Here is a 24,062-nt window from a genome sequence, read left to right as displayed (position 1 = left end):
GGTGGGCAGGAGGCTGTAGTGTGGAAGCAGCGTGGGACGTCTGTCCCACGCGTCGCGGTCGCGGGGCGGACACGCCGTCCGGCCGCGGTTGCAGCGCTGTCAAAAAAAAGCCGGGAAGCCGTTACTGGTCGTCGACGAGTCCGAGGTACGTGCCGCACTTACAGCTTCGGTGGAGATGGATGTCGTCGAGGTATTCGTCCTGGAGTTCCGGCGGGTGATCGCAGTAGGCTTGGACGATGTCGCCGAGTTCGGCGTAGCCAGCGTCGAGGAGCTCTTCGTCCATTGGCTGGTTGCTGTGCGACCGAACGCTCAGTCGTTGTTCGATCGGTGAATCAGAGTCGGTGATGTGCTGTCGGTAGCGTTGGCGAACGGAGTTGATGATGACGTCTGTCAGTGTCTGGGAACTGGTCGCGTGTCGTCGAATGCGATCGGTGATGGAGTCCATTGGTCTGGAGTTAGAGCGGGTGGCCACATTCGCCGCACTGGGCGAGAACCGGGACTGTGTTGCTGGGATCGGCGTGGTCGACGCGCTGTTCGTGGACGATCGGTTCGCCGGTGTGCCCGCAGTTGGGGCATGTTTCGTCGTCTGTGCGTCCGTCGGCACGGCTGTAGGTACTCATCTCTCCGAACACCTCACCCCTTCGGGGTGTGCGACAAATGGGGCGGCGTACACACCGGTCTTCTTCGATTTGCTGGGCTCGGTGGTGCGACACGAGATGTGAGGAGAGGAGCTGAGCTGAGCTGTGATGAGACGGGGCGATTGGGACGGGCGAGACGAGATGATGTCCGGAGCAGGGTTGGGACGACCGGAGGGAGTCCCAACCCGATGCGGTGCTGTACTGTACTGTGCTGTGCTGTGCTGTGCGGGCGCAGACATGGGAAAAAGGGGTTATCAGGTGTGTCGGTATGAGCAGCCGTCGGTGATTTCTGAGCAGTATTCGGCGATGGCTGTGTATTCTGGATCGGGATGGGGGCGTTGGTGTGCGAACCGGGGGTTTCGCCGCAGTTCGAAGATGAGGTCGCCGCCACAGTGCGGACAGCGACCGTCTTTGCTGTACACTGCTGTGTCGTCGTTGATCAGTTCGCAGTCGTCGATGTCGACGAACCCGTATCGGGGGATTTCTGCGACCCCGCCCCATTGTTCGCGTGCGTTTTCGAGACGGGCTTTCTTTTTCGGCGCGCATTCGAAGTCCGGGTGGTGGAGGCTGTTGCAGTCGTCGCAGTGGACCATGCCTTTCGAGCAGTTGCTGCACCACCAGCCTTGGTAGAGCGTCGTTGCGAATTCGGTCCCGTGTTCGCGGATGACGTCGTAGTCCATCTCGTCGCCGCAGTCGGGGCAGTTGCGTGTCTGTTCGTCCGTCGGTGGCTGAGTGCTGGCCATCTTCCGAACACCTCACCCCTTCGGGGTGTGCGATAAATGGGGTGGCGTCCTATTGGTTGTCGGGGTGTGTCGTGTCTGTGCCGACCCATGGCTCGAGCGTTGCGTCGGCTGGGGTGGCGTCGCGACAGGAGAGGTAGGCACCGCATTCACACAGTCGGTGGACGTAGCCGTCGTCGAGGCGTTCGTACTGTTTGTCTGCTGGATGGTTGCAGTGGAGTTGTGCTGCACAGGGTGAGAGTTCTGAGTGGTTCGATGGAGTGTCGTCGTGGCTGGTTGAGAGCACTGAGGCGATGCTTGTGAGTAGTGTCTGAATCATTGTAATTCCCTCACCCCACTGGGGTGGATAAATTGCTGTGGCGATCCTGTGGTCAACCGTTTCGGATCGTGACCTCGAGCTTCCTGTTTCAATGTACCAGTTTGTGGAGACATTCGGTGATGCGAATTGCTGATTCGGGTGTGTTGGTTGGCTCTGATTTGAGGGTAATTTTCGGTAGTGTTTGGGGTTGTCGGTGATCCGTGTTTCCTGGTTGGTCGTGGGTAGTTGCTGGTGATGCTGAGTGCTGTTTCTGTTTGGATGGTGTGCTGAGTGCGGTTGCGGTTTCGATCTGTTCTGGGTGCGGTTGTGGTTTCGATGTCGGATGTGAGCTGTTGCTGTGGGTGCTGTTGTGGTCGTGGGTGAGTGATGAGTTGTTGGGGGTGAGTGTGGTTGTGGAGAGCTCGTGTGAGGGGGGGTGTGTTGTGATATGCTCTGTGAGATTGGAGGAGGTAGCCCTCTACCTCCTGACATAGTGTGTTCACCCCTGGATGTACTGTGTTGTCTCTACTCCTCGGCTGAAAGCCTCGGCCAACGGCCACCCCCCCATCTATATTAGTTGGTTTTTGCCGTTACACCCACCCCCATAATGAAGAAAATCGCATGATGGAACGGCGTTACGGCGACTGAGTGGGGTTGATGATGACAATCCAAGACCATAAATCGGCGTAACACCGCGTAGTATGGCGATTTTGTGTCTCGAATGGATCAAGTGGTAAGTCCCGTTTTACCCACGAATAATATTCCCGTAACGCCGCTCCGTATGGTGATTTTTGTTGTGAATGGATTCTAACTAGAATACCTGGTAATCACCGAGATAGGGATTGAAATATCAAAATACAGAGATGGGAGATTGGGATTATCTGAAACTGAAATCGATTCCGATGTAGACTCGGGTTGGCTCTCCATCAACACGTTTCGATTTGGTCATAATATCGTAGTCAATCACCTTCTTCAACGATCTTGTGAACTGGCTTCGGTTCCGAGTTTCGTATCGATGTGTATCCGTGTACTCTTCGTATACGTCATATATTTCGCCGACTGGAGTGACAGTGTCTTCTGCCTCGACGAGATGGGTGACGGCAAATGCAGCCACTCCATCATCCGGATCACCAAGTTCTTTGTCAGGGGTTTCTTTCGGGTCTGCTTCATCACTCATAGACTCCCCGTTTCCAGTATCAGAATCATGAGGAGTAGCATTAACCGAATCGGGACCAACCGCCTCGTCGGCAGGGGTTTCTTCCATGGTCATTCCCTCACCCATAGATTCTTGACTACCAGTACCAGAATTGTGAGGTGTTTCGTCAGCATGATCATCGCTGGTCGCCCCGTTATCGACTGGATCACGACCACCATTCACCGCTGTCTGCTGCTCAGAGGATGTGTTATCATTCTCTTCTGACGGAGCGGAAGAAACATCGAAACTGGGGATTGATTCAAACGATTCCTCACCGAATACATCGAGCGAATACGTCGAACCATCGCGGTAAACCACTGGCTCTTTGGTGTTGTCTTCTGGGAGGATGACGATGACATAATCGTCGTGATCGAACTCTGGATTCGGCAGATCGATCTCGGGAATGAACGGCCGTTTCACTTCGATCCACCTGTCCCTGAGTGATTCACGGTCGGGGTACGTCAGTTTCCCGCCGTTGTCTTTGATCACCGTGTAGCTGCCGTCGGTTTCGTTATAGTGCGCAACGCCGGGGAACTCTCGCATCGCACCTACTTCATCAAGACTCGATAGCGTGGCGTGCTCGACGTTCAACGAGTCCGTCAACACTAGCTCTTCGCATTTCTGGGTCCAGAGCGATAGCCGACCTTCGCTCGTCGCTTCCCGGACTGCTCGCCCGCCGTTGAATGTGAGCGGGTCGTCGGTTGTGTACAACGCGACATCGCCGCTTTCCTCGACGATGTTTTTCACCGGCGGGTTGAGGATGCCTTCGACACGGTTTGCCCAGTACTCGAAATCTTTGTCGTCTTCACCCGGTTCGACGACGAACACTGGCTGATGGCCGTCTTCTTGGGCCCGTCGCAGGTTTTTCAGCACTTTCCGTGGGTTGTCTGGTGTCGTCGTCTCGGCTTCGATAGCGTAGGTCTCCTCGCCATCCGGGTGGAACGCTTGTGCATCACCCATATCACTCCGATCCTGCTCGAACACTTGAACGTGATAGCCGCGGGCCGACAGCGCGGTATGCATACGCTCAAGCGCCGAGTCGTGATCGTCCCCACCTGACGCTCGGACCGATCCCGTCTCGATGGTAACGGTTTCTTCACCCATTGCAGTCAGTCTCACGACTGGCTGGTGCTCATCGCCCAGCTGCATCTCGAACAGCTGTGATTTCTCACGAACGCCGCTGAGCGTTTCTTGATCGGGTGGCGATACGTCGCCTTCGACACGTTCGAAATATGCTTCGATTTCGTCGTCAACGTCCTCGGCGGCAATCCACACATTTGCATCCCGACCCGTCTCCGGTGTTTCATCGTCGTCCTCATCTACCGGGTCAGCATCGTCTGTTGTAGATTTGTCCAGTGTCGTTTCGTCCGGGTGGTCTGGCTTGGTGGGCATATCTACCCGCAGCTGGAGATTCGCAACTGTGTGAGCCAACAAGTCATCGAGGTTGTTCGTATCCACTCCGACCAGTTCCTGGATCTCTTCTGGCGTCTGTTCTTCCGGCGGCCCTTCGTCGCCCGCAACTCCGTACTCGTTCCGCGTGTGTTCGCGGACGCGTTTGAGCGTTTTCTGGAATTTGGCTTCTTCCTCGTCTGTGAATGGGTTCTCGCCCTCTGGATGGCCTGGCGGTATCGGCATCGGTGCCGCGGTGAACGGTGTTGGACCAGTTTTCCCGAACGTCGGTGATGGTATCTGAGTCAAAACCTCCCCGCGCGGCATCGCACCGATCACGTTATCGACCTCGCTTTTGTCCAGATCTTCGTGTGACAGCGCTTTCGCCAAATCGTCGTCGACGTTGACCTTTCCGATCAACTTGGTCCCAATGTTGTTCAGCGCGTTCAGATACACACCCCGATCACCTTCTTCTTGGAACTGTTGAGGGAACTGCACCGCCACCCCCACACTCAACGCGAATTCTCGACCTTTCTCCAACAGCGTGTTCATCGTGTCCGACACCACCGCTGACGCGGCTTCGTCGATGATCAGGTTCGCCACGTAGTCGTCAGGTTTCGACGATGCGTCCCGATCCCGCAGCGCGTCATACAGCTGCGTGAGGACTACCGCTGTCATGAGTCGCGCCGACTCGTCGCGTAGCCGTCCGAAGTCCAATAACACCACCTTACGCTCGTCAAGGATTTCGCGAAAATCAAATCGTGGCTCAGTGTTATTGAAAATTTCACGGAGGCGGTCGTCCTGAGACACCGCCCCGATCCGGTTTTCCACACCATCCATCACCGCATCGAACCGGCGATCCGAGACAGACATCAGACGCCGTTTAAACACTCGCTGCGTCTGGTCATTGCTCGATTGTGGCGCGAGACTCATGTCGTCTTCTGCCTTCGCATGCCGCATTTGGTCCAGTTCTCGTTCGAGTGCGTCGTGTGGGAAATAATCGACCGATTCGCGGTACATCCCGTTCGCATTCCCGTTTTGCAGCCCGTGTTCCTCATCGTAGAGCGCCTTCACGAGATGCTTGATCAGCGTTGGTGATGTGATCGCTTGTTCGTATTTCTCTTCGCCCATCTGGAGTTTGGCAATCTCCTCGTAGTAATCGGCCTGGTACTGCGCAGCGTCCGTCCGGCTTCGGTCCTCGTCCCGTGCCGATCGGATGTCGAAAAACGAGAGGCCGGGGAGGATGTCTGGAATATCGAAGTAGAGGACATTCTCCTTGAGATCCTCGAATCCGAATCGCGCCGCGTGCGTACGCATATAGTTCTCCATCATGTCGCCGCCTTTCTGATCCACGACGAATATCGGCCCATCCGTCGTTTCGTACAGCGAGAGGATGTCGTTATTGAGCGCGACGGACTTCCCCGCACCGGTAGTTCCTGCCCGGAGATAGTGGTAAAACAGCAACGCTGGTGGAATGCATGTTGGAACGCCTTCTGGATTCCCATCGTTGTCCTTTGCGAAGCCGGTCGCGAGACCGGTCCGCAGTTTCCCCATGATATCTTGATGCGGCCGTGGCTGGGGGTTTCGAGCCTCCTGTTCAGCACGTGCTCCCCGCGCCGCTTCAACTGAGAGCTGACTCGACGGCGGCACTATCAGGAGGTTGGCGAGCTCGTCCGGATCGAGAATGAAATCCGGCCGGATTCTCCGTCCGCCGGGCCGGAGTTTGTTACTCGGGAGGCAGTTGTTCCGCGTGCCGCTCTGCTGGCAGATACCCGTCCCAGGGATGAGTCCCGACCCGACCTTCATCGTCCGCTCGCGGAAGCGTTTGAACGACCACTTCGCCGAGAATCGTCCGCTTACCCCTTGGCCGAATCGCTCGCCTTCGATGCGATAAAATTCCCCGTCAAACATATCGAACGCCGGGCAGATCTGATCGAGTTTTTCGTCGAGATCCGGAGGAATACCGCCATCAACCAGTGCGGAAAACGCGCGCACGTTCGTGAAAAACGACTGTTTTGAATTGACCTGATCCAATAGATCCAGCCGCATTTGGTCGTCGCTTCCTTCGTCCGGCCCGACATCATACTCGATCGATGTGCCGCCCCCGCCCGGACCGGAATTGTATGATCCCGTCTCGTAGGAGGTGGTTGTCCGTGCTTGAATATCCCTTCGGCGGCCCTTTGCCTTGTGTGACCAGTCTTCCTTTGGCCGAAACAGGACTTGGAATGCAAGCGGTTGCGAGGCTTCGGTCAGGTGGTCGATCAACGTTGCCAATGGTGGCTCTGCCTTTACCGGCTCATCTCGCTCACGGTCGAGCTCTGCCGATGAAACAGAGGCCGGCGCTTGTTCAGAAAACGGCTTCAGCATCGTCATATAGTCCTTCTTCTCGGTCACCGCATGCGCCTCCCACCGGACTCCAGTGGGAGTGATCTCGTCGAGCGGCGGCCGAGCGTACACATACTGCTCGTCTCCCGACAAATATTCTCCGTCACTGCTCGACTCGTCGGAGACGGCAGCATCAGACCAATCGTTGTCTTCAGATGTGGCTACGTCATTCCTCTCTTCATGCTCGCTCCCCTGACTATCCGTCTGTGTATCCTCCTGAACGGGTTCGGGCTCATCCATCTCAGTCGCGAGCGTCGGGCGCGACAGATGGCTTAACGACCGATCATCTGGTATCGCACTCGGCGGATCAAGCGTCACTGTTCCATCGGGATGGGTGAACGTCTGCGCACCATCCGAGACATCGACACCGCCGTCCGCACTTGCTGCCGATCCACTACCGGACTGTGTCTGTGTCTGCGTGTGTCTGGCGGCACGATCTTCGTCCGGATCATAGTACAACTTCCCCTGTTCGAGACGATCGGCGAACTCCGATGCTGGATACTTAACAGGAGGAACGAGTTTGGCGATCAGATCCTCTTCGACTCGTTCGATGTCGAACGACGACGGGTAGATCGACCGCAGCCGTTTTTCCAGCGTATCGAAGGCGTCTTCTCTCGGATCGTCAACCCCGTAGTAGAACTCGACAGGTTCACCCTCCCCTTGCGAAAGCGCAATCAACTCGAACGTTACTGGGGCAGGTGTCAAACTAGAGAACACGTTCAACACCTGCTTCCACGTGCATGAGCGACTTCGCCAGAGTTTGTGAAACGTACTGATCGTCTCCGGAATGTTTCGCGGCGAAAATTCCTCCGAAGTGGGCGTCACCCGAAGGTACTCACGTGTATATCCCATTCAGTTCACCACCATTGGTGTTCTCCCATCCACCTCTGGAGTGACCCACGTAGACGAAACCGACGGCATCGCTCGGTCACCAGCGACAGTGCCAGCGAGACCAGCTGTGTGTGTGGATGATCGCATAGGTACTGACCCAACTCTAACCCAATCTCATTGCTCGTACAAATTAAACATAGGGGATAATATCAACACAGTCGGTCGAGAGGATGCCAGAACAGAGGACGAGATCGAGGACGAGCCCAACCAGGAGGGCGCAAGCGAAAAGCCCCATCGAATATGTCCGAAAGTTGCGGGTATAGCGCTCTTTCTGTGGGTTATCAGCATGAGCGCCATACAGTGCCCCGGCGACGCCACCGATCAATCCCGCGATGATAAACCCCCGAATAACGAGCGGCGCGTACGCAGTGACTGAGAGAGCCACCATCGATGGCTGCCCAACCCCTACCCCGATCGATACTGCCTCTCGACCGAGTACCAGCGGGATGCTGAACGGGATGTATCCTCCCGCTACTATCTCCCCACGTGACGCATCTGAAACCATGAGTTCGGTCCTAGGATCCCATTCTACTGACTCTACTTCACATCCATGCTGGTCAGGGGAGTGAGCATCGCTTCTGATCACTGTCTTCAGTCGCGATGACGACGCTCGGTGATGAAAGTGAAAGTCATCTCTCCCCACCGGAAGCAGTTTTCAACAGATTCGCTAGCAGTTGCTCTCGAAGCGTGTCCCGCTCGCGCGACGACAGCTGCAGATCACCATCACCATCGAAGAGATCCGAAACGGCGATCCCAGCGAGCCTGAGATCGTCGACGATATCCTGATGACCATACGAATAGCCATGCGCAGCCAGTTCCTGTGCTTGCTCTTCCAACGGTCGATCATAGGCAGCCTCGAAGAGTTCGCTTGCGTCCCATGACACACCGTCGTCTGCAGGCGACTCCGCTCGAATCGTACAGTTACTCAACTCCCCCTTCTCAGTAATCGTTGCTTCGTAGAGTAGTTCGTGTGTTCCCTGATGTGGGTACACAATCTCATGCTGGTCACACCCTTCGCAGTAGCTGCGATGCAGCCACCAGCTACGCTGAGACGCCTGAGACGACTGGGACCCACTCTCGGTGCCGAGAGTCGTGTCCGAAGCGTAGAGGGCTATCTCTGCCCCCGATGTGATGTTTCCCGAGCAGTAATCACATTCCCCTACCTCTTGATGAGAGCGATTGAATCGCTGAGCAAGCGTGTCGCCGTCAAGCGCGTCCTGATCGCGATCGTGAGAAGCCATGCTGCTTGTTCTCCATCCGACAATTTAATCTTTATCCCGAAGATTTCTATCATCCAATCCCATAACCATAGTATGGATTTCAGCAGCGATCCCATCGTACCACCATCTCGACACCAACACGTCCGTGATGTCCGTCTCCGGGATGGCACCCCCAGATAGAACAATGGGCAAGCACACCCGTCGGCAGTATCTCAAAGCAGGCGCGTTCGGTGTCGCTGGAGCCACGGGCCTGTATATCGTCGGTGCTGGTGGTTTCGGTGGCGGTCCATCGACACCAGACTGCGAGACCACTCCACCAGCCGACCTTGACGCTCCAACCCTCGGCCAATCGAGTTCGGGGCCAACTGTTGTCGAATTCAGCGACTTTTCGTGCCCACACTGTCGGGAGTTTGCGCTCAACGTCATGCCAACGCTTCGCCAGCAGTATCTGCAGTCAAGGAAAATCACCTACCGTCACTACGATTTCCCCATCCCAGTTGACGACTGGTCCCGTCCGGCTGCGAGTGCTGCACGGGAGGTCCAACGCCGGAGTGGCGACACAGCGTTTGCCCGCTATGCGACAGCGCTCTACCGCCACCAAGACGATTTCTCAGACGATCTGTTCGCCAGTCTCGCCGAGGATATCAACATCGCACCAGATCCGGTGCGGAAGGCTGCTCGTGACCAAGCGTACTGCCGCACCATCAACGAGAACATACAGAAAGGCCAGCAGAAGGGCGTTGAAGGCACACCAACGATCTTTGTTAACGAGAAAAAACTCGAAGCTCCGAATACGAAACAGCTCACAGACGCGATCGACCAACACCGATGAAACGAACCAGACACAGTGCGAGACGTACTACAGACTAGATGGCTCTTCGGCGAAGTAGTTGTGTTCTTGTGCCAATTTCACGCTTTCTTCGCCAAACTCATCGAGCGGCTTGTCAGCGGTTCGAGCTGCAATGAACAGATGCTGGATGAGCGGTTCGACAGTCAGCTGCTGATACAGTTCCAAGTCTGCTAATCCTTCCGGGCCAGAATGAACATACTCAATGGGATGCTTAGGTCATGTATCCACCGATGCTTCTCCTTCCGAAGAAACAGAGAACGTTGTGATTTCACCTTCATACGTCAATAGTTGGAACCAAAACGTTGTGAGATCAGATTCATTGAGCAGTGCAATTGCTTGGTCACATCGCTCTTCTATTGATACTGGTTCAGGATACTGGACAGCACCGTCTGGATATTGGTCAGACGGATATAGCTGATTGGCGATGGAAATGAGTTCTTGGACATCTTCGCGGGCAATTTGCATGGGGTCTCTCATATCTCTCAAATCAGAGAAGAACCCGTTATGATGGGCGAATAGCCGTGTTGCTATCTGAGCAATATCGGGATAAATAAGCTCATCGTTGTATCCAGCAAGATGCGCGACTTGATGCAAGGTCGAACGTTCGATTTGGCTTTCTTGATCGCTCATCATCGGCGATCCGTCACCAACAACTTGGAGCCAAAACGCCAACCCATTTTTTTCGTCCAATCGGTCTAGTTTGTCGATAGCCTGCTGACGTGCTTGTTCGAATTGATTTCCAAGCCCGTCATCAAGTGCTGTTTTCAGTCTAGGATCTGCCTGATCTAGATCGATAGTTGGACCCATGAATTTCACTCACCTTCTAATCGGTCTGTTATTTCGCTGGTTTGATGGATAATACTTTCGCTAGTTGTCCGTTCTGGCTCAACAACCCTGTTTTGAGATTTACTGGTGGTTCCGTCGCCTTATGTAACAGATGATGCTACAAAACCACTCTAAATGTTACACAAGGCGTGAAAGGCCGAAGCCGCCGCTGGCCCGCCCGCTACACGTACCGCGTCAATCATGCCTCGCGGCGGGGTCTATCCGGGTGGATTGGGCGGTGGTCCCCACTCACAGCGGTCGCCGGAGAGGTCGAAGACGCCTTCGGCCCACGCAAGCCACTCAAGCGCCCCATCCGATTCGCGGATTTTTTCGGCTAATCGCCGTACAGCGGCTACTTCGAAACCGACGTTACTAGACAATACCTGTAACGCTGATTTCAAAGTAGAAATTTCAGCGGTGTAGGACACTCCAGCGCGCTGTTCGTAGTTTTCGGCGGTGAGCAGACCGACGCTTTCGAGCGCGTCAATCCAGTTGCGAACGGTACGCTCGGTCACGTCCATGCCGTTCAACTGGGCCAGCTGATGCCAGCCAGCAACCTTGTTGGCAAGCGTTCCGTCGTCATGTTTCTCGACCAATGCCCCGTCACGAAAGCCGTCTGGACCGTCTCCGACGAGCACGTCCCTGCCGTGACCCAGCAACTCGATCGCTCGCTCGGGAACGGGGAACAGCGCCGAGAGGTCATCGGCAAGCTCCTCGAACCGACAGACTTCATCAACTGGGAGGTTCGTGGGTACGTTCGTCAGGAGATAGGCATCTTTCGCGGAATCCGCGTCGCCGACGAGCAGCGGCCGAATACGATGCACGAACTGTTCGAGTTCTTTCTCGCGGGCTTCGCGGAACAGCGCGCCGGCAACCCCGGAATACGCTTTCGTCGGGACTGCGAGACCATCGCCGTATTCGTCTTCGAACAACAACTTCCGATAGACGGGCGGGTTCGGCGCGTTCCGCCGCGTACTATACTCCTCGCCGCCGGCACAGAGGTCGTCGTGGTCCATCGCAAGCAGCTCGGCCTGTCGCTGGACGTCGTTCATATCGGGATGCGGAGCGCCGATACACACCACAGCGTCACACTCGGTACGATTCAGTCCGCGTGCTCCGCCGTAGACAAGCATCTCGTAGTCTTCTCCCTCAGTTCCCACAAACTCGAATAGCGAAATGAGGTCGCGCCGAATCCCGAACAATGGCTTGTCATGGGTATCGATAGCGGTCTCGATCACGTTCTGAATTCGTTCTCGTGCCGTCTCGCTCTGCCGGATCGTATTGGCGTGATACTGGCCGTCGAGGACCTGCGTGACGTTCAATCGTCCGTCAAGGTCGAGATGGCCGTCGCCACGAATATCAACACCGTTCATGGATGCGCCGTACAGCCCGGCGATTTTCTCGGGTGTTGCGGTCGCGTCGAGGATGAGCGGGTCATTGGGAAGGTTCTCGACCGCCGGAAGTCGGCCAAAAACGAGCGCTGGCTGCTCACCAGTATCGAGATCAGCGGGATTGTCGTCAAGCCACGCGCTCGCACGCGCCTTCTCGCCGCCCTGCTGCGTGATGGTGTTCTTGCGTTCGTCCCAGTCACACTCGTCGGACGCACAGACCCGCGCGCCATTCTCAGCATCAAGCGCTGACCCACACCACGGACAGTCGTCGAGGACCGGCGGGACAGCGACCGCGCGCCGCACGTCGTCAGTCGGCACTCCCGCTTTTCCAGCCGCCGCGAACAACGCATCGATGCAAAACGGCGCGGATGGAAGTTCATCATCGGTCTGCTGAATCCGGCTTACAAGTCCCTCGTTGTAGGCGAGCTTGACCTGTGCAAGCGGTTCGTCATAGACCTCGGTCGGGGCAACGTAGCGGTCGTGTTCGACGTAATGCTCGTTATTGACGCCCTGATACTCCCGCCACGTCGTGCGCTCGACATCCTCGGGGGCAACCTCCGCCGGCAGGTCGTTGGGGTCAACCGGCCGGTCGAAGGTCACTGGTTGCACACCGGGCGTATCGAGGTCCGCGAACGCTGCGGCGTCGTCGCAAGCAATCGCGTGTGCAAGGCCGTCAGCAAAGGTAGCGAGCGCGGCGAGATTGTTGCTGAGAGCACTGTCGTCGTCGCTGCGATGCACTTCCGCGAGTTGTTCGAGACGCGCTTGCGCTCGGAGTAGATCGTCAACATCGACGCGCTGCTCGGTGGTGAGCGTCCGGGGGCTTTCGTCCACGATCACGTCGCGGCCTTCGGTAGCACTCTTGAGCAGCTGGTACTCGTGAACGCCGACGACCCGCTCGGCAAGCGGTTGGCCCTCGTCGTCTAGGAGGTGGTCGAACTGGTCGCTCCACCTGGCGTGCGTTCCGTGCCACGGGTGGTCGTCCTCATCGAACAGTCCGAGCTTGAGGTGTGTGCCGAGCGTGCCGAGCGGGCCGACAAGCGCCTCGAAGCGCTGGCGAAGCAGGTCCTCCTGCGTGCGCTCATAGATGGGACACATCCGGGGCCAGTCGTTCGGGTGGCCGTGTTCGGGGCAGTGTGGGGTCTCGTTCCCCTCGGCTGCAGCAGTGGCGTCCATACAACAGTCCTCGCGGGGCTGTTCCGCGCCTTTGAGGTGGTACTGCTCGTCGGGTGTCGCGTCGTCGGAAATCGCCTCACGACCTTTCTCGTGTTTGTCGAACCCCGCGAAATACGGGCGGTCGCGCTGGGCGGCGGCGCGTTCAGCATTCGTACTCTTACCGACACCGGGTGGGTCGGCCCAGACGTGCGGTCCACTCCCGTCAAGAAACGCCTCATACCGGCCGTCCTGAAGTTCACTCCAGCGCTGCTCGCGATCGAACTCTTTGGGGTTGTAAACGGGGCGCGCGCACTGTTCGACGGAATGTATCCCCTCCCCCCAGTCTGCTGGTGGATCGTACTCGGGGATATGTGCGCCGCGCTCCCGAAGTGCCTCAACCGCCTGCCAGAACTCCTCACCGTCCGGGTATTGGTCGGGGCGGTGGATAATCCGGTCTTCCAGCGCGACCACCTGAAGCGCGTCAAGACCGTGCATCCCTTTTCGATTCACCCATCCATCATCAATCTGTGCGAGCCGTGACCCGCTCTTGCTATCGGCCCATGCGGGGTCAAGCGACTTCGACCCGTCACCACGCTCGTGCGTCACCGTCGAACGAAGGCGAACGTCGCGGGGGCCAGTGTGTTGAATCGCGTCAAAGACCTTCTGAATCTCGGTGGTCGTTTCGACATCGGCGAGTTCGGCGCGGGAGTTCTCCGGGTCGCGCACGAGTTCGTCGGGCGTCCCCTCCGCAACGGTCGCGTACTCGTCGGCGAGGTCATCAACGAACCCCTGCGCGGCGGTCGTCTCTCGCGGCGTTGCTCGGATATGCTCGCCGGTCATGGCGACGAACCGCCCTGAATCGTACACCTCGATCTCGGCGTCGGGGAACTCGGAATGGTCGGGAAGCGCCGCCTCGATGGCCTTCACACCCTCGGGAAGCTCACCGCGAAGCAGGATGTGAATACCGGTCCCCGAAGTCGAAATATCGGCATAGCTGCCTGCCCGCTCGATATGCTCGCAGACGGTCGGATGGATGCGCTCGGTGTCGGGATCGCGGGCGTCGTCGTAATCGATGGGTCGTGTCGCAAAGCGGTCTAGACTTCGGTAGCAACTGACTCCCCTCAGGAAGGGGTTGTCTCTGGTGACCAAACCGAGACCACCCCATGCACGCTGAAATCAACGTGCGGTTCGAACTCAGTACCGACGACGACAAAACCATACCGCTCGCCGTACTCGCCGAGTTCGTCACCGACCAGAACATCGAATCGGTACTTCTCGAAGAACTGGTCGAGAGCCTCGACGCGGGCCGCGTCGAGGCGCTCTGTGGTGAAAAATACGCCCACGGCAACGGTGATAAGCGGTTCCAGCGCCGCGGCACCGACCCCCGCACAGCCGTTACAACCGCCGGCGAGCACGAGTTCGACCTCCACTACGTCGAAGATACAGCCGCTGACCACGACGAACCGAGCTATCTTCGGCCCGTCGAAGACGTCATCGACTTCGACGGGCAGAATCGCTATCAACAGGATATCGCGGCCAAGAGCGTCGATCTCGCTACCTCTCTCAGCTATCGAGATGCCGCCGATCACGGCGACGGCTTCGTTTCGATGCCGTCGCCAGATACCATCAACCGCCGTGCCAAAGAGTACGGCACCAAGCTCAAGCAATTCCTTCCGGACTGTGTTGGCGGAACGGACGCTGACGCTGTCATCGCCGACGGGACGAAGTGCCACAGTCAGGACAAAGACCGCTCATACCACTCCGTCCAAGCAACGCTTGGCGAGGATACTGCCGAGGACTCACACTCCTTGCTGGATCTGTCGGTCAACGCTAACTGGGACGAGACAGCAGCCGCTCTCGACGATATCAACGCAGTCACTGACGACGCTGCGGTCGTCAGTGACGCAGATACCAGTATCGTCACGGCGTTTACCAACGAAAACCGCGAGCATCAGCTCGACCTCGTCCACGTCGGCCGGACGCTAGGCTACAACCTCTGGGATGACGGCGTGTTTTCCCTGGAGCGACGCACCGAGATCGTCACAGAAGTGATCGACGAGGTGTTTCATCTGAAGAACTCGGTCGCCAAGCACCGCCCCGAGGAAGAGTTCGCCGCGATCCGCGAACGGATCGCGCGAACGACCAAGCGCATTGAGAAGACAGCGTGGCAGCTCTCGCAGTACGGTTCGAGGAAGGCTGCGGGGTATCTTCGGCGGTGGCTGCCGTCGATAGTGACGTTCGCCGAGCAGGCTCTTGAGGGGTTCGAGGTGCCGTGGACCTCGAACCCCGTGGAACGGGCGATGGGAGAAGTCGCCAAGCGCTGCAAGAACCAGTGGATGCGCTGGACAGAGGCCGGATTAGAGGCGTTGCTCCAACTCAGGCTCGTGAAATACGCCAATCCAGACTACTACCGAGCGTTCTTCGACGAACTCCTCACCCGCTCAACCAAAACAACCATGAGCTGTGACCTCACAGTCGAGGCTACCAGAGGCAAAGTCTAGAGGACTTTGCGACGCGACCAACGGACCGGCGGTGGCGCAGAATGGTTCTCATAGGGTGATGGTTGGACTAGCGATGTCATTATCCCGTTCGTGATTTGTGAGTGCAACCGCGAGCCGAAGACACAACGCCAAGAAGACGTGGGATTCGACTCTGACTCGGCCTCGGACCCGCGGGGTCCCGAGGCCGAGATCCTTACAGACACCAATCGCTGTCTCGATCCGTGACCGCTTCCGATAGGCCTCATCCAACCGCTCTTCAGTAACCGCAATCGTATCCTCAACACGATATTCGATATCGAGCGGATCAGAAGCGTTGCGTTGGTTATACGGGACAACCGGCACGACCCCCTGCTCCAGCAGGCGGTCGTGCCAGTCGAGCATATCGAATTCCGCATCACCTAGCGTCCAGATCGGTTTCTTGACGGCGAGCGCGTCACTGGTGACGCGCATCGCCGTCTCCTGATCGACCTTCTTCGCGGGTGTAAACGTGGCTGCAACCGGAATATTATCAGCAGCAGTCACCAGACAGCAGCCGTACCCGTAGTAGAAGTCATCTTCAGCATGATCGTAGTTCCACTCAGCCTCATCATCCTGCTGGTCGACAGGGATGTCGGTGCCATCGATTCGATAGAGCTTGCCGAGCGGTACCTGCTCGGCAAGCTCGTGAACCAGCGTGATGAACACGTCCTCAGCAACGAAAGCGAAATCAGTGATGAACCGCTCAAGCGTCCGCCGTCCCGGCGGACGCGTGAATCCACACTGTCGCCAGACGTCCTCGTTGTGGAGTTCTTGGGCCATTGGACGCGGTCCGTAGATATCGTGGTAGAAGCAGTGAAGGAACCCTTTCAGAAGTTCCGGTGGCTGGTGAACCCGTGTTCGCCCCCGATCCGAGGGGGCGAACACGGAATAGTCAACGAGAAACGAGAAGTCAAGATGTTCGAAAAGTGCTGCTGTCTCGGTCTCCAATGCTTTGAAGACCTGTTCGACCGTCGCGTTACCCGGTAGGACGGACTTGGTCGTAGACACATCAAGTCCATCCTACCGCATTCCTTGTGAGGACTTCTGCGCCACCGCCTAACGGACCGCAAGACATTTATCATCATGAATTGTTGATTTGGGTGCGGTAGGTGTTTCGAGTCAGACAGCAAACGTGGGTGGAATGGTCGTCATGTCTTCGTTCGCTCGTGCCCACGTTTTCGAGGTCAACCGTGCCTCATGCAAACCTCAAAGTAGGTCAGGTTGATCACAACCTAGACGCGGTTCTTACGCGTTGCATAACTGGAGAAGCCGAGAGAGGGATTCGAACCCCCGACGTGCTCCTTACAAGGGAGCTGCTCTGGCCAGCCTGAGCTACCTCGGCTCACTTCCTATGGTTGGCTCGGTATATGCGAACTAAAGGACTCCGCCTCACTCAATAAGCGACGCAGTAACACTTATATTCAGAACCATTCGTCCCGTTCATCCGAATTGAATCTCGCACGTGTACTCAGGATTAGAGCTTAAAGGACAAGTAACTTGCAACAGCGCTTGTCGAATCTGCTCTACCATAGATCAATCGACTGCCCGCCATCAGGGTTCTTGAACGTGTGATTTACGAATGTGCCGAGTGGCGCTACTCGGCTAGTTCTTGGAACTTTTCGATAGCAGCCTCTGCAATTTCGACATCCTCGTCTGGCATACCACCGCTTGAGCCCACGGCTCCGACGATCTCACCGTCGTTTTCGAGCGGGAATCCACCACCGAAGATGACGATACGACCTTCGTCGACTGTTTGAAGCCCATATAGCGTTTCGCCGGGTTGTGCCACATCGGCGAGTTCGTGAGTCGGCATCTTCAGACCAGCAGCCGTGTAGGCTTTGTTCCGAGAGATGGTGACGCTCGGCAACCATGCACTATCCATCCGATGTTGGGCGATAAGGTTGCCTTCGGAATTCGACACTGCGATAACTGATGGAACCCCGATCTCTTCGGCGTGCTGTTCGGCCGCTTCGATTATTTCTGTCGCTTGCTCAAGTGGAATCGTTGCTACCATTGTATCTCCATATTCTGTGTTTCTCGCCATGTAGATAAAGATTTCTGTATTGTTGTTGGATCTAACTTTCTGCTACTGAATTAGGTTTTAGATAATAAACGAATATTATATTATATATAGATTTGTCTATGTTTTCCGAGTCTGATTATCCTACTGTTTGGAAATGTGTGAATTCTTGTATATCTTCTAACGGAACGGTGACGTGTGTCCACTACATTCGTCTTCGGTTAAGGAAGTGAATCGCAAGCCGACGGCTACCTGTGGCGGTAGCGATGAGGAGAGGGTGAAATGGATGACCTCTCTTCAGAAGCGATCCGTTCTCTCCTGACTCGCTGTTTCCCTCACTGATGATCGAAAACCTCGTGCGAACCCTCGACGCCTTCCATGGGGAGTGCTGAGAGGAGATCAAGGACAGCGTTTCCATCTTGTCCGCCGAAACCTGCTTGTCTGGTTCGGCGAGTTCTTCAAGCACGGCTTTGAGACACGACCAAGAATTTTCAGTGAGGTCCCAGCATTGGGTAATTTGTCGAGGCACGACAAGAACATAGCTAGTTAATTTTGAATAACATTTTTACCGTCTCTCTCGAAAGGTAGTTGATGGGAGACACCAGCATGGAAACAGACAATCCAGTTGTTCGCGTTTCTATCGGCTCTGACGAACGGCCCGATGAAGCACAATCAGTGCTGTCAACAGCACGTGACGCCGCAGAAACGATCCGTATCGCTGGTGTCGGTCCGACTGGCGCGGCTGAACTTGCCCCGTTGGTAGCGCTTACTGACGGAGGAACCACGAGTTTTCACGCACACTGCTCACCCGAGACAGTCCGAGAATTCGTTGCGGCACTCGAAGACGGCAATCTCCCGACTGACGATGCGCACGCGGTGGTCGAACATGATGCCGAAACAACGACGCTACCAGTTCCCAAGGCAGGACCACTCGCATCCGGTCACCGGCGTATGCTAGCCCGCTGTGGGTGGGCGATTCCGACGGCGCATAACGAACGAGAGTTCGTCACCGAGATGGCACGGAAAAATCCCACCAAAGCACTCAATCAGGTGGCAAACACCGCGCTGCTCGGGCGCGGACGCGGCGACGGGCAGACCGATACCTTGATTGCGGAGGGATGGTCGGACACTCGAGATGCGAATGGCGATCCAGTGGTCGTCATCAACGCAAATGAGAGTGACCCAGTGGCGTGTGGTGACCGAACGCTACTCGAAGGGGCACCAATCGACGTGCTCGACGGAGCTCTCGTTGTCGCTGCCATCGTTGGATCCGAAGATATCGTCATCTATCTCAACGAGAATGACAATCTCGCGGCGCGACGGATCCGCGAGGCGAAAAACACCATCACCGAGGTAGATCTCGCAGGCGATGTATCGATAGACTTCGTCACGAGGGTGTCATAGAACTCTTGTCACACCGTGATGATCGTGCTGCCCGGATTGTCTCCACGCTCGTCGTTGGTGATGGCGACGACAAGCCGCAGACACAGCGCGAGGAAGACCTGCGCTCGTGCATGGACGCGGCCTCGGGCGCGGACGTGCCCGAGGCCGCAGTCTTTGACCGCCTCATTGGTTCGTTCAACACCACTCCGCCGGTTGTACGTCTCATCTAGTGTTGATTGCTTCAGCTGAACGTCCTCGCTGTGTTCGTCGATACGGTCTTCGACCCGGTACTCGATATCGAGCGGATCATCGGTATTTCGTGGATTGTACGGGGCGATTGGCACGACTCCTGCCGTCAGCAGGTAGTCGTGCCAATCGAGCGTGTCGTAGGCGCTGTCACCGATCATCCAGACCGGTTGATCGACGGCGAGCGCGTCACGTGTGACGCGCATCGCCGTCTCTTCAGGCGCTTGTTTGCTCACGGTGAATTCGGCTGCAATCGGTATCTTCGAGCCGGTCGAGACGATTGTACAACCGTAGCCGTAATAGTACTCCTCAGTCGTCGGATCGTAGCATTTTGATGCATCTTGATCCGCTGGCATCGTTCTCACGTCGGTCGAGTCGATAGAGTAGGTCAAGTCGAGCAGGCCGCGGACGGCGGCCTGCTCGACGAGATAGTCGAAGACCTCGTCGGCGACGTGTTCGAGGTCGGTGAGAAACCGATCGACCGTGTCTCTGGACGGCGGTCGATCGAAGCCGCAGCCAAGCCAGACGAACGTGTTCTGAAGCTCTCGTGTAACGGGACGGATGCCGTAGATGTTCTTGTAGTAGCAGTGGAGAAAGCCACGCATCAGCTCTGATGGCTCGTGGTCTCGTGTTCGTCCCGCCTCCGACGGGACGAACACTTCGTACTCGTCGAGAAACTCGAAGGAGAGGTGCTCAAACAACGCAAGTGTCTCTGTCGCCACGAGATTAAAGAACGACTCTACCGAAGGATCGTCCCGCAGGGTCGCTGAACTCATCCACCTCAGCGTTCACCCTGCTCGTTAGTGTGGTAACTGTTCTATGACACCCTCTTCGTCACGGGACCTGACGAATACATCGCTGGTGAGATGACGATGGCGCTCGAATCGATGGAGGGCAACGACCGCCTCGAAGCACGGTTGCGACCGCCCGAGCCAACCAACTTCGGACTCTACGGGCGACCAACGATCATCCACACGCCGCGAACGCTGACACAGGTTCGCGCGCTGTTGGCCACACCCGAACAATTCAACAGAACAGCTACAGATCCGGGAACCCGGCTTGTGACGGTCGCGGGTGATGGTGTTTCCGCACCAACGACGGTCGAACTCTCGACGGAGAGTTCGCTTGCAAAGGCCGCTGGTGCGGTCAACGTCGATAGATTCAAGATGGCATGTGTTGGCGGACGTTTTGGAGGCGTAACGCGCTCGCTCGACGTTCCCACGAGTGCCCCCGCACTCACCGGTGCGCATCTCGGCACCAACGGTGTGGTTGAATTGTTTGACACGAATACTTGTGCGCTTAAACTCGTAGGCGACCGAGTGAAGTTCGCGCGCGAATCGAACTGTGGCCGGTGTGTTCCCTGCCGTGAGGGATCGAAACAGCTCGTGGATCTGCTTCGAGAGATTTACGATGGAAGCTACGAGGCGAGCAAACTTCGCGAACTCACACGCGTCATTCGTGAATCAAGCGTCTGTGAATTTGGGCAAGCTGCGCCGCGACCGATTACCACTGCGTTGAACGAATTCGAGAGCGAAATCGCCGCCCACGCTGAGGGGCGCTGTCCGAGTGGAACATGCAACCGAGGTAGTTAACATGAGTACGGAAAACCTAGATACAAGTTCGGAATCGCTGCCGAGTGTACCGTCAGTTGACAATCCGCGCCCAAGTCCGCCGCTGACTGAGAACTTCAACACCGGGACCGCCACTGATCCCGCTATCGGCACGAATGAAGAGAGAAGCGAACTCACTGTCGATGGGCAGAAAGTAACTGTCCAGCAGGACGCGACGCTGCTTGATGCGGTTAAGTCAGTTGGTGCCGACGAAGATATCTCCGCACTGTGTTACTACGATCGCGAAGATACCGATCAAATCGGCCCACGCAGCGAATGTCGGACTTGCATGGTTGAGACCGATGAACACGGGCTTGTTCCATCATGCAGTTTCCCCGCCGATGATGGGATAACCGTACGAACCGACAGTGAGGAAGCCGAGGAAGCACGGTCGGTGAATCTCGATCTCGTGCTCTCAGACCACAATCTTCGGTGTACAACTTGTGGAAAGAACGGTCGTTGTGAGCTACAGGATGCCGCCATCGATGCGGATGTGGAGGCCCCCCGATATGGCGTATTCGACGAGCGCGACGAATACGAACCACTCGACGACTCCTCGCCATTCATCCAGATCGATCGGAACAAATGCATTCTCTGCAATCGCTGTGTTGAGGCCTGTAACGACGTACAGGTCGAGGGCGTCCTCCGTATCGAAGGGTCAGGTCCGGACACGCGCATTGGGTTTCAGAATGGCGCGGATACGATGATGGACTCGACATGCGTCTCGTGTGGTCACTGTGCGACGGTCTGTCCGACTGGTGCACTGGTTGAACAGGATATGACCGACGCGACGACAATCCCGGTACCAGGATTCACCCAGAAAAACTCTGTCGGTGAAACCATCGAAGCGGAAAACGACCAATTCCAATCTTCGTTGGCGACACCGATGAAAGAGGAATCGTCCACCGAAGACGATGCGACTCCGGATAACGATGTGACGAACAATGACTGAGAACAACAAAACAGACGAGAAAAGCGGCGTCGCAGGCTTCATGCAGCGTGCCAAACAACAGGCGCGCGAGAAAACAAGCGAGACCACTGTGACGGAAAGCGCCCCATTCAAAGCCTTTGAGCAGACGGCAGAGAGTGTCGCAAAGAACACGATGACCGAAGGACAGCTATTCGATACAGCTGACGCGCTCGCTGACTACCGGCTGTCTGATGTAAACGTAACAGATACGACGTGTGGGCACTGTGCGGTGGGCTGTCGGTTTGACCTCTACACGAAGGACGGCGAGGTGCTCGGTGCACGGCCGACCGACCCCGAGAAAGCGCCTGTCAATGGTATTTCGACGTGTGTCAAGGGCAAGTTCACCTACAGCTACGTGGATGATGAGGATCGCCTCACCGAACCTCTTGTGAAAGAAAACGGCGAGTTCCGCGAAGCCTCGTGGGATGAAGCCCTCGATCGAGTGGTTGAGGGGCTCGGCGATATCATCGATGAGTACGGCCCCGATGCGCTCGGACTGATCGCCTCCTCAAAGGCCACCAACGAAGATAACTACGTGATGCAGCGCTTCGCCCGTGAGGTACTCGGAACGAACAATATCGACAACTGCAATCGCCTGTGTCATGCGGCGACCGTCGAAGGACTTGCGGCCACACTCGGTTTCGGTGCTGCTTCCACGGGATTGGAAGCCTTAGAGGAGACCGACTGCTATCTGCTCACCGGATCGAACATTACTGAGGCCCATCCTGTCTTTGCGACACGAGTCAAACAGAACGTTGCTGAGGGAGCAGAACTCATCGTCTTCGACCCGCGAAAGATTCAGGCTGCCGAATACGCTGATCAGTTCACCCGTGTCGAACCCGGGTACGATACGACGTGGATAAATGGAATGATTCGATATATCATCGAAGAAGATCTCCACGACGAGAAGTTCATCGAAGAGCGTGTCGATGGCTTCGAGAAAGTGAAAGAAAGCGTCCAGCAATTCACGCCGGAATTCGTCGAGAAGAAGGCGGGCGTACCACCTGAAGAATTGAAAAGCGCGGCCGAGACTATTGCCAACGCTGACTCGTGTATGTTCGGTTGGGCACTTGGGCTAGCAGAACATACCCACGGCACCGACAACATCTACGCGATAGCGAACCTTGCACTGATCACTGGCCACGTTGGCGATTCGAAAAGCGGTCTCGCACCGTTCCGCGGGCAGAACAATGTTCAAGGAGGTGGTGGAGACATGGGCCCGCTACCAAACAACTTCCCTGGCTACCAATCGGCAACTGACGATGAAAACAGAGCGAAATTTGCCGACTACTGGGACATGGATATCGAGGACATGCCCGACGAAGAGGGCTACCGACTCACCGAAATGTTCCTCGCTGCAGACGATGGTGACCTCAAAGGAATGTTCGTACAGGGTGAAAACCCCACAGTATCGGAACCAAACATCGACCACGCACAGAAAGTCTTGGAAGATCTAGAATTCCTCGCTGTACAGGACATCTTCCTAACCAGGACCGCAGAACACGCGGATGTCGTTCTACCAGCGACATCAACAGTAGAATCGAACGGGACGTACACGAGTTCGTCTCGGCACGTCCAATTGGTGAAACGCGCCATTGAGCCAAAGGGGAACACGAAACCCGACTGGGCGATCACGAAAGCGCTCGCCCAGCGCTTTGGCTACGAATGGGAGTACGAAACTGCATCTGATATCATGAATGAAATATCGGATTTAACCCCAATTTACGGCGGTGTTAGCCACGAACGACTCGAAAACGGTGAAGAGCTCCAGTGGCCCGTTTGGGATGAAGATCACCCTGGAACGCCGTATCTCTACGACGAAAAATTCCTGACCGACGAGGGTGATGAGCTGGCTCATATGCACGTTGCGGAGGGAATTGACCCAGCGGAGTTGCCCGATGAACAGTTCCCGCTAGTGATGACAACCGGTCGCGTACTCTATCAGTACCACACTGGGACACTGACCTTCCGTGAAGAAGGTCTCACAGAGGGCTACACCGGTGAGAGCTTCGTCGAGATTCACCCAGATACGGCAGCCGAGTACGGCGTCTCAGAGGGTGAGTATGTCACGCTGACTTCCAGGCACGGGACGGCCGAGATGAAAGCAGCAGTTACCGAACGTCCGAGTCCAGGTGAGGTGTTCACACCAATGCACTATTTCAAAGGTGGCGCGAACAATCTCACCAAAGAAGAACCGCTTGATCCACCGAGCAAAACTGCTGAGTACAAAGTCACCAATGTGCAGCTAACGGCTGAGGGTCAGCCGGAAGGCGAACGCACACCGAGCGAGATCGAGACTGAACGCGACGAACCGACCGTAACCACTGACGACTAAGATGA

The 24,062-nt window shown here is 56.4% G+C and carries 18 protein-coding genes, 1 tRNA gene and 1 pseudogene; 6 read left to right on the top strand and 14 right to left on the bottom strand.

Annotated elements, in window-relative coordinates; translation table 11 throughout:
• Nucleotides 1-121: 121 nt before the first annotated feature.
• The 7 genes from MUK72_RS15095 to MUK72_RS15065 form a co-directional block, all read right to left on the bottom strand.
• A complete protein-coding gene (locus tag MUK72_RS15095) occupies nt 122-283 on the bottom strand; it encodes a hypothetical protein (RefSeq protein WP_244705938.1) in 162 nt (53 codons plus the stop codon).
• Between the two features lie 172 nt (nt 284-455).
• A complete protein-coding gene (locus MUK72_RS15090; protein WP_244705936.1) occupies nt 456-620 on the bottom strand; it encodes a hypothetical protein in 165 nt (54 codons plus the stop codon).
• A 272-nt stretch (nt 621-892) separates the two neighbouring features.
• Nucleotides 893-1,381, bottom strand: a complete 489-nt coding sequence (locus MUK72_RS15085; protein WP_244705934.1) for a hypothetical protein — start codon at nt 1,379-1,381, stop codon at nt 893-895.
• Nucleotides 1,382-1,430: 49 nt separating this feature from the next.
• The gene (locus tag MUK72_RS15080; protein ID WP_244705932.1) at nt 1,431-1,697 is read right to left on the bottom strand and encodes a hypothetical protein; all 267 of its coding nucleotides are present in this window, start codon (nt 1,695-1,697) and stop codon (nt 1,431-1,433) included.
• Nucleotides 1,698-2,553: 856 nt separating this feature from the next.
• On the bottom strand, nt 2,554-7,368 hold the full coding sequence (locus MUK72_RS15075; protein WP_244705930.1) for a type IV secretory system conjugative DNA transfer family protein: 4,815 nt from the start codon (nt 7,366-7,368) through the stop codon (nt 2,554-2,556).
• A 298-nt stretch (nt 7,369-7,666) separates the two neighbouring features.
• Nucleotides 7,667-8,041, bottom strand: coding sequence for a hypothetical protein (locus MUK72_RS15070; protein WP_244705928.1), 375 nt, complete (start codon nt 8,039-8,041; stop codon nt 7,667-7,669).
• Between the two features lie 124 nt (nt 8,042-8,165).
• Entirely contained in the window at nt 8,166-8,777 is a 612-nt protein-coding gene (locus MUK72_RS15065) for a hypothetical protein (protein WP_007737511.1), read from the bottom strand.
• Between the two features lie 163 nt (nt 8,778-8,940).
• On the opposite strand from MUK72_RS15065, the gene MUK72_RS15060 reads away from it, so the two are divergent.
• Nucleotides 8,941-9,588, top strand: a complete 648-nt coding sequence (locus MUK72_RS15060) for a DsbA family protein (RefSeq protein WP_244705926.1) — start codon at nt 8,941-8,943, stop codon at nt 9,586-9,588.
• 27 nt (nt 9,589-9,615) lie between these two features.
• On the opposite strand, the gene MUK72_RS15055 is transcribed toward MUK72_RS15060, so the two are convergent.
• The 3 genes from MUK72_RS15055 to MUK72_RS15045 form a co-directional block, all read right to left on the bottom strand.
• Complete coding sequence (locus MUK72_RS15055) at nt 9,616-9,771, bottom strand: hypothetical protein (protein ID WP_161605823.1); 156 nt, start codon at nt 9,769-9,771, stop codon at nt 9,616-9,618.
• 51 nt (nt 9,772-9,822) lie between these two features.
• Nucleotides 9,823-10,413, bottom strand: coding sequence for a hypothetical protein (locus MUK72_RS15050; RefSeq protein WP_244705924.1), 591 nt, complete (start codon nt 10,411-10,413; stop codon nt 9,823-9,825).
• Nucleotides 10,414-10,649: 236 nt separating this feature from the next.
• Complete coding sequence (locus MUK72_RS15045; RefSeq protein WP_244705922.1) at nt 10,650-14,123, bottom strand: hypothetical protein; 3,474 nt, start codon at nt 14,121-14,123, stop codon at nt 10,650-10,652.
• Nucleotides 14,124-14,137: 14 nt separating this feature from the next.
• Between MUK72_RS15045 and MUK72_RS15040 the strand changes: the two genes are divergently transcribed.
• The gene (locus MUK72_RS15040) at nt 14,138-15,475 is read left to right on the top strand and encodes an ISH6 family transposase (RefSeq protein ID WP_244705599.1); all 1,338 of its coding nucleotides are present in this window, start codon (nt 14,138-14,140) and stop codon (nt 15,473-15,475) included.
• Between the two features lie 48 nt (nt 15,476-15,523).
• Here the strand turns inward: MUK72_RS15040 and MUK72_RS15035 are convergent, their stop codons facing one another.
• From MUK72_RS15035 to MUK72_RS15025, 3 genes are all read right to left on the bottom strand, one after another.
• Nucleotides 15,524-16,501 (bottom strand): transposase, encoded by a 978-nt coding sequence (locus tag MUK72_RS15035; RefSeq protein ID WP_244705920.1) that lies wholly within the window; start codon nt 16,499-16,501, stop codon nt 15,524-15,526.
• A 259-nt stretch (nt 16,502-16,760) separates the two neighbouring features.
• Nucleotides 16,761-16,835, bottom strand: a tRNA-Thr gene (locus tag MUK72_RS15030).
• A 252-nt stretch (nt 16,836-17,087) separates the two neighbouring features.
• The gene (locus tag MUK72_RS15025; RefSeq protein ID WP_244705918.1) at nt 17,088-17,507 is read right to left on the bottom strand and encodes a GlcG/HbpS family heme-binding protein; all 420 of its coding nucleotides are present in this window, start codon (nt 17,505-17,507) and stop codon (nt 17,088-17,090) included.
• A 597-nt stretch (nt 17,508-18,104) separates the two neighbouring features.
• On the opposite strand from MUK72_RS15025, the gene MUK72_RS15020 reads away from it, so the two are divergent.
• A complete protein-coding gene (locus tag MUK72_RS15020) occupies nt 18,105-18,917 on the top strand; it encodes a hypothetical protein (protein ID WP_244705916.1) in 813 nt (270 codons plus the stop codon).
• Between the two features lie 8 nt (nt 18,918-18,925).
• Here MUK72_RS15020 and MUK72_RS15015 read toward each other — a convergent pair whose 3' ends face one another.
• Nucleotides 18,926-19,918: a transposase gene (locus tag MUK72_RS15015; RefSeq protein ID WP_244705914.1), complete on the bottom strand. Its 993-nt coding sequence runs from the start codon at nt 19,916-19,918 to the stop codon at nt 18,926-18,928.
• A gap of 57 nt (nt 19,919-19,975) precedes the next feature.
• Between MUK72_RS15015 and MUK72_RS15010 the strand changes: the two are divergent.
• The 3 genes and pseudogenes from MUK72_RS15010 to fdhF all read left to right on the top strand — a co-directional run.
• Nucleotides 19,976-20,734: pseudogene (locus tag MUK72_RS15010) on the top strand (NADH-ubiquinone oxidoreductase-F iron-sulfur binding region domain-containing protein); the annotation flags it as partial.
• Between the two features lies 1 nt (nt 20,735).
• Entirely contained in the window at nt 20,736-21,704 is a 969-nt protein-coding gene (locus MUK72_RS15005) for a 2Fe-2S iron-sulfur cluster-binding protein (RefSeq protein WP_244705911.1), read from the top strand.
• A complete protein-coding gene (gene fdhF, locus MUK72_RS15000) occupies nt 21,697-24,057 on the top strand; it encodes a formate dehydrogenase subunit alpha (RefSeq protein ID WP_244705909.1) in 2,361 nt (786 codons plus the stop codon). The genes MUK72_RS15005 and fdhF overlap by 8 nt, the downstream gene beginning before the upstream one ends.
• Nucleotides 24,058-24,062: the final 5 nt, after the last annotated feature.

Source organism: Halococcus dombrowskii, from assembly GCF_022870485.1.
Classification (GTDB): domain Archaea; phylum Halobacteriota; class Halobacteria; order Halobacteriales; family Halococcaceae; genus Halococcus; species Halococcus morrhuae.
The sequence above is the reverse complement of the archived record's forward strand: the minus strand, read 5'-3'. Positions and strand labels throughout refer to the sequence as shown.

Excerpts from the sequence above, each read along its gene's own strand:
- MUK72_RS15015 (WP_244705914.1), bottom strand. The coding sequence starts at position 19,918 with ATGAGTTCAGCGACCCTGCGGGACGATCCTTCGGTAGAGTCGTTCTTT.
- MUK72_RS15020 (WP_244705916.1), top strand. The coding sequence starts at position 18,105 with ATGGGAGACACCAGCATGGAAACAGACAATCCAGTTGTTCGCGTTTCT.
- MUK72_RS15040 (WP_244705599.1), top strand. The coding sequence starts at position 14,138 with ATGCACGCTGAAATCAACGTGCGGTTCGAACTCAGTACCGACGACGAC.
- MUK72_RS15070 (WP_244705928.1), bottom strand. The coding sequence starts at position 8,041 with ATGGTTTCAGATGCGTCACGTGGGGAGATAGTAGCGGGAGGATACATC.
- fdhF (WP_244705909.1), top strand. The coding sequence starts at position 21,697 with ATGACTGAGAACAACAAAACAGACGAGAAAAGCGGCGTCGCAGGCTTC.
- MUK72_RS15025 (WP_244705918.1), bottom strand. The coding sequence starts at position 17,507 with ATGGTAGCAACGATTCCACTTGAGCAAGCGACAGAAATAATCGAAGCG.
- MUK72_RS15080 (WP_244705932.1), bottom strand. The coding sequence starts at position 1,697 with ATGATTCAGACACTACTCACAAGCATCGCCTCAGTGCTCTCAACCAGC.
- MUK72_RS15095 (WP_244705938.1), bottom strand. The coding sequence starts at position 283 with ATGGACGAAGAGCTCCTCGACGCTGGCTACGCCGAACTCGGCGACATC.
- MUK72_RS15065 (WP_007737511.1), bottom strand. The coding sequence starts at position 8,777 with ATGGCTTCTCACGATCGCGATCAGGACGCGCTTGACGGCGACACGCTT.
- MUK72_RS15085 (WP_244705934.1), bottom strand. The coding sequence starts at position 1,381 with ATGGCCAGCACTCAGCCACCGACGGACGAACAGACACGCAACTGCCCC.
- MUK72_RS15005 (WP_244705911.1), top strand. The coding sequence starts at position 20,736 with ATGAGTACGGAAAACCTAGATACAAGTTCGGAATCGCTGCCGAGTGTA.
- MUK72_RS15060 (WP_244705926.1), top strand. The coding sequence starts at position 8,941 with ATGGGCAAGCACACCCGTCGGCAGTATCTCAAAGCAGGCGCGTTCGGT.
- MUK72_RS15090 (WP_244705936.1), bottom strand. The coding sequence starts at position 620 with ATGAGTACCTACAGCCGTGCCGACGGACGCACAGACGACGAAACATGC.
- MUK72_RS15050 (WP_244705924.1), bottom strand. The coding sequence starts at position 10,413 with ATGGGTCCAACTATCGATCTAGATCAGGCAGATCCTAGACTGAAAACA.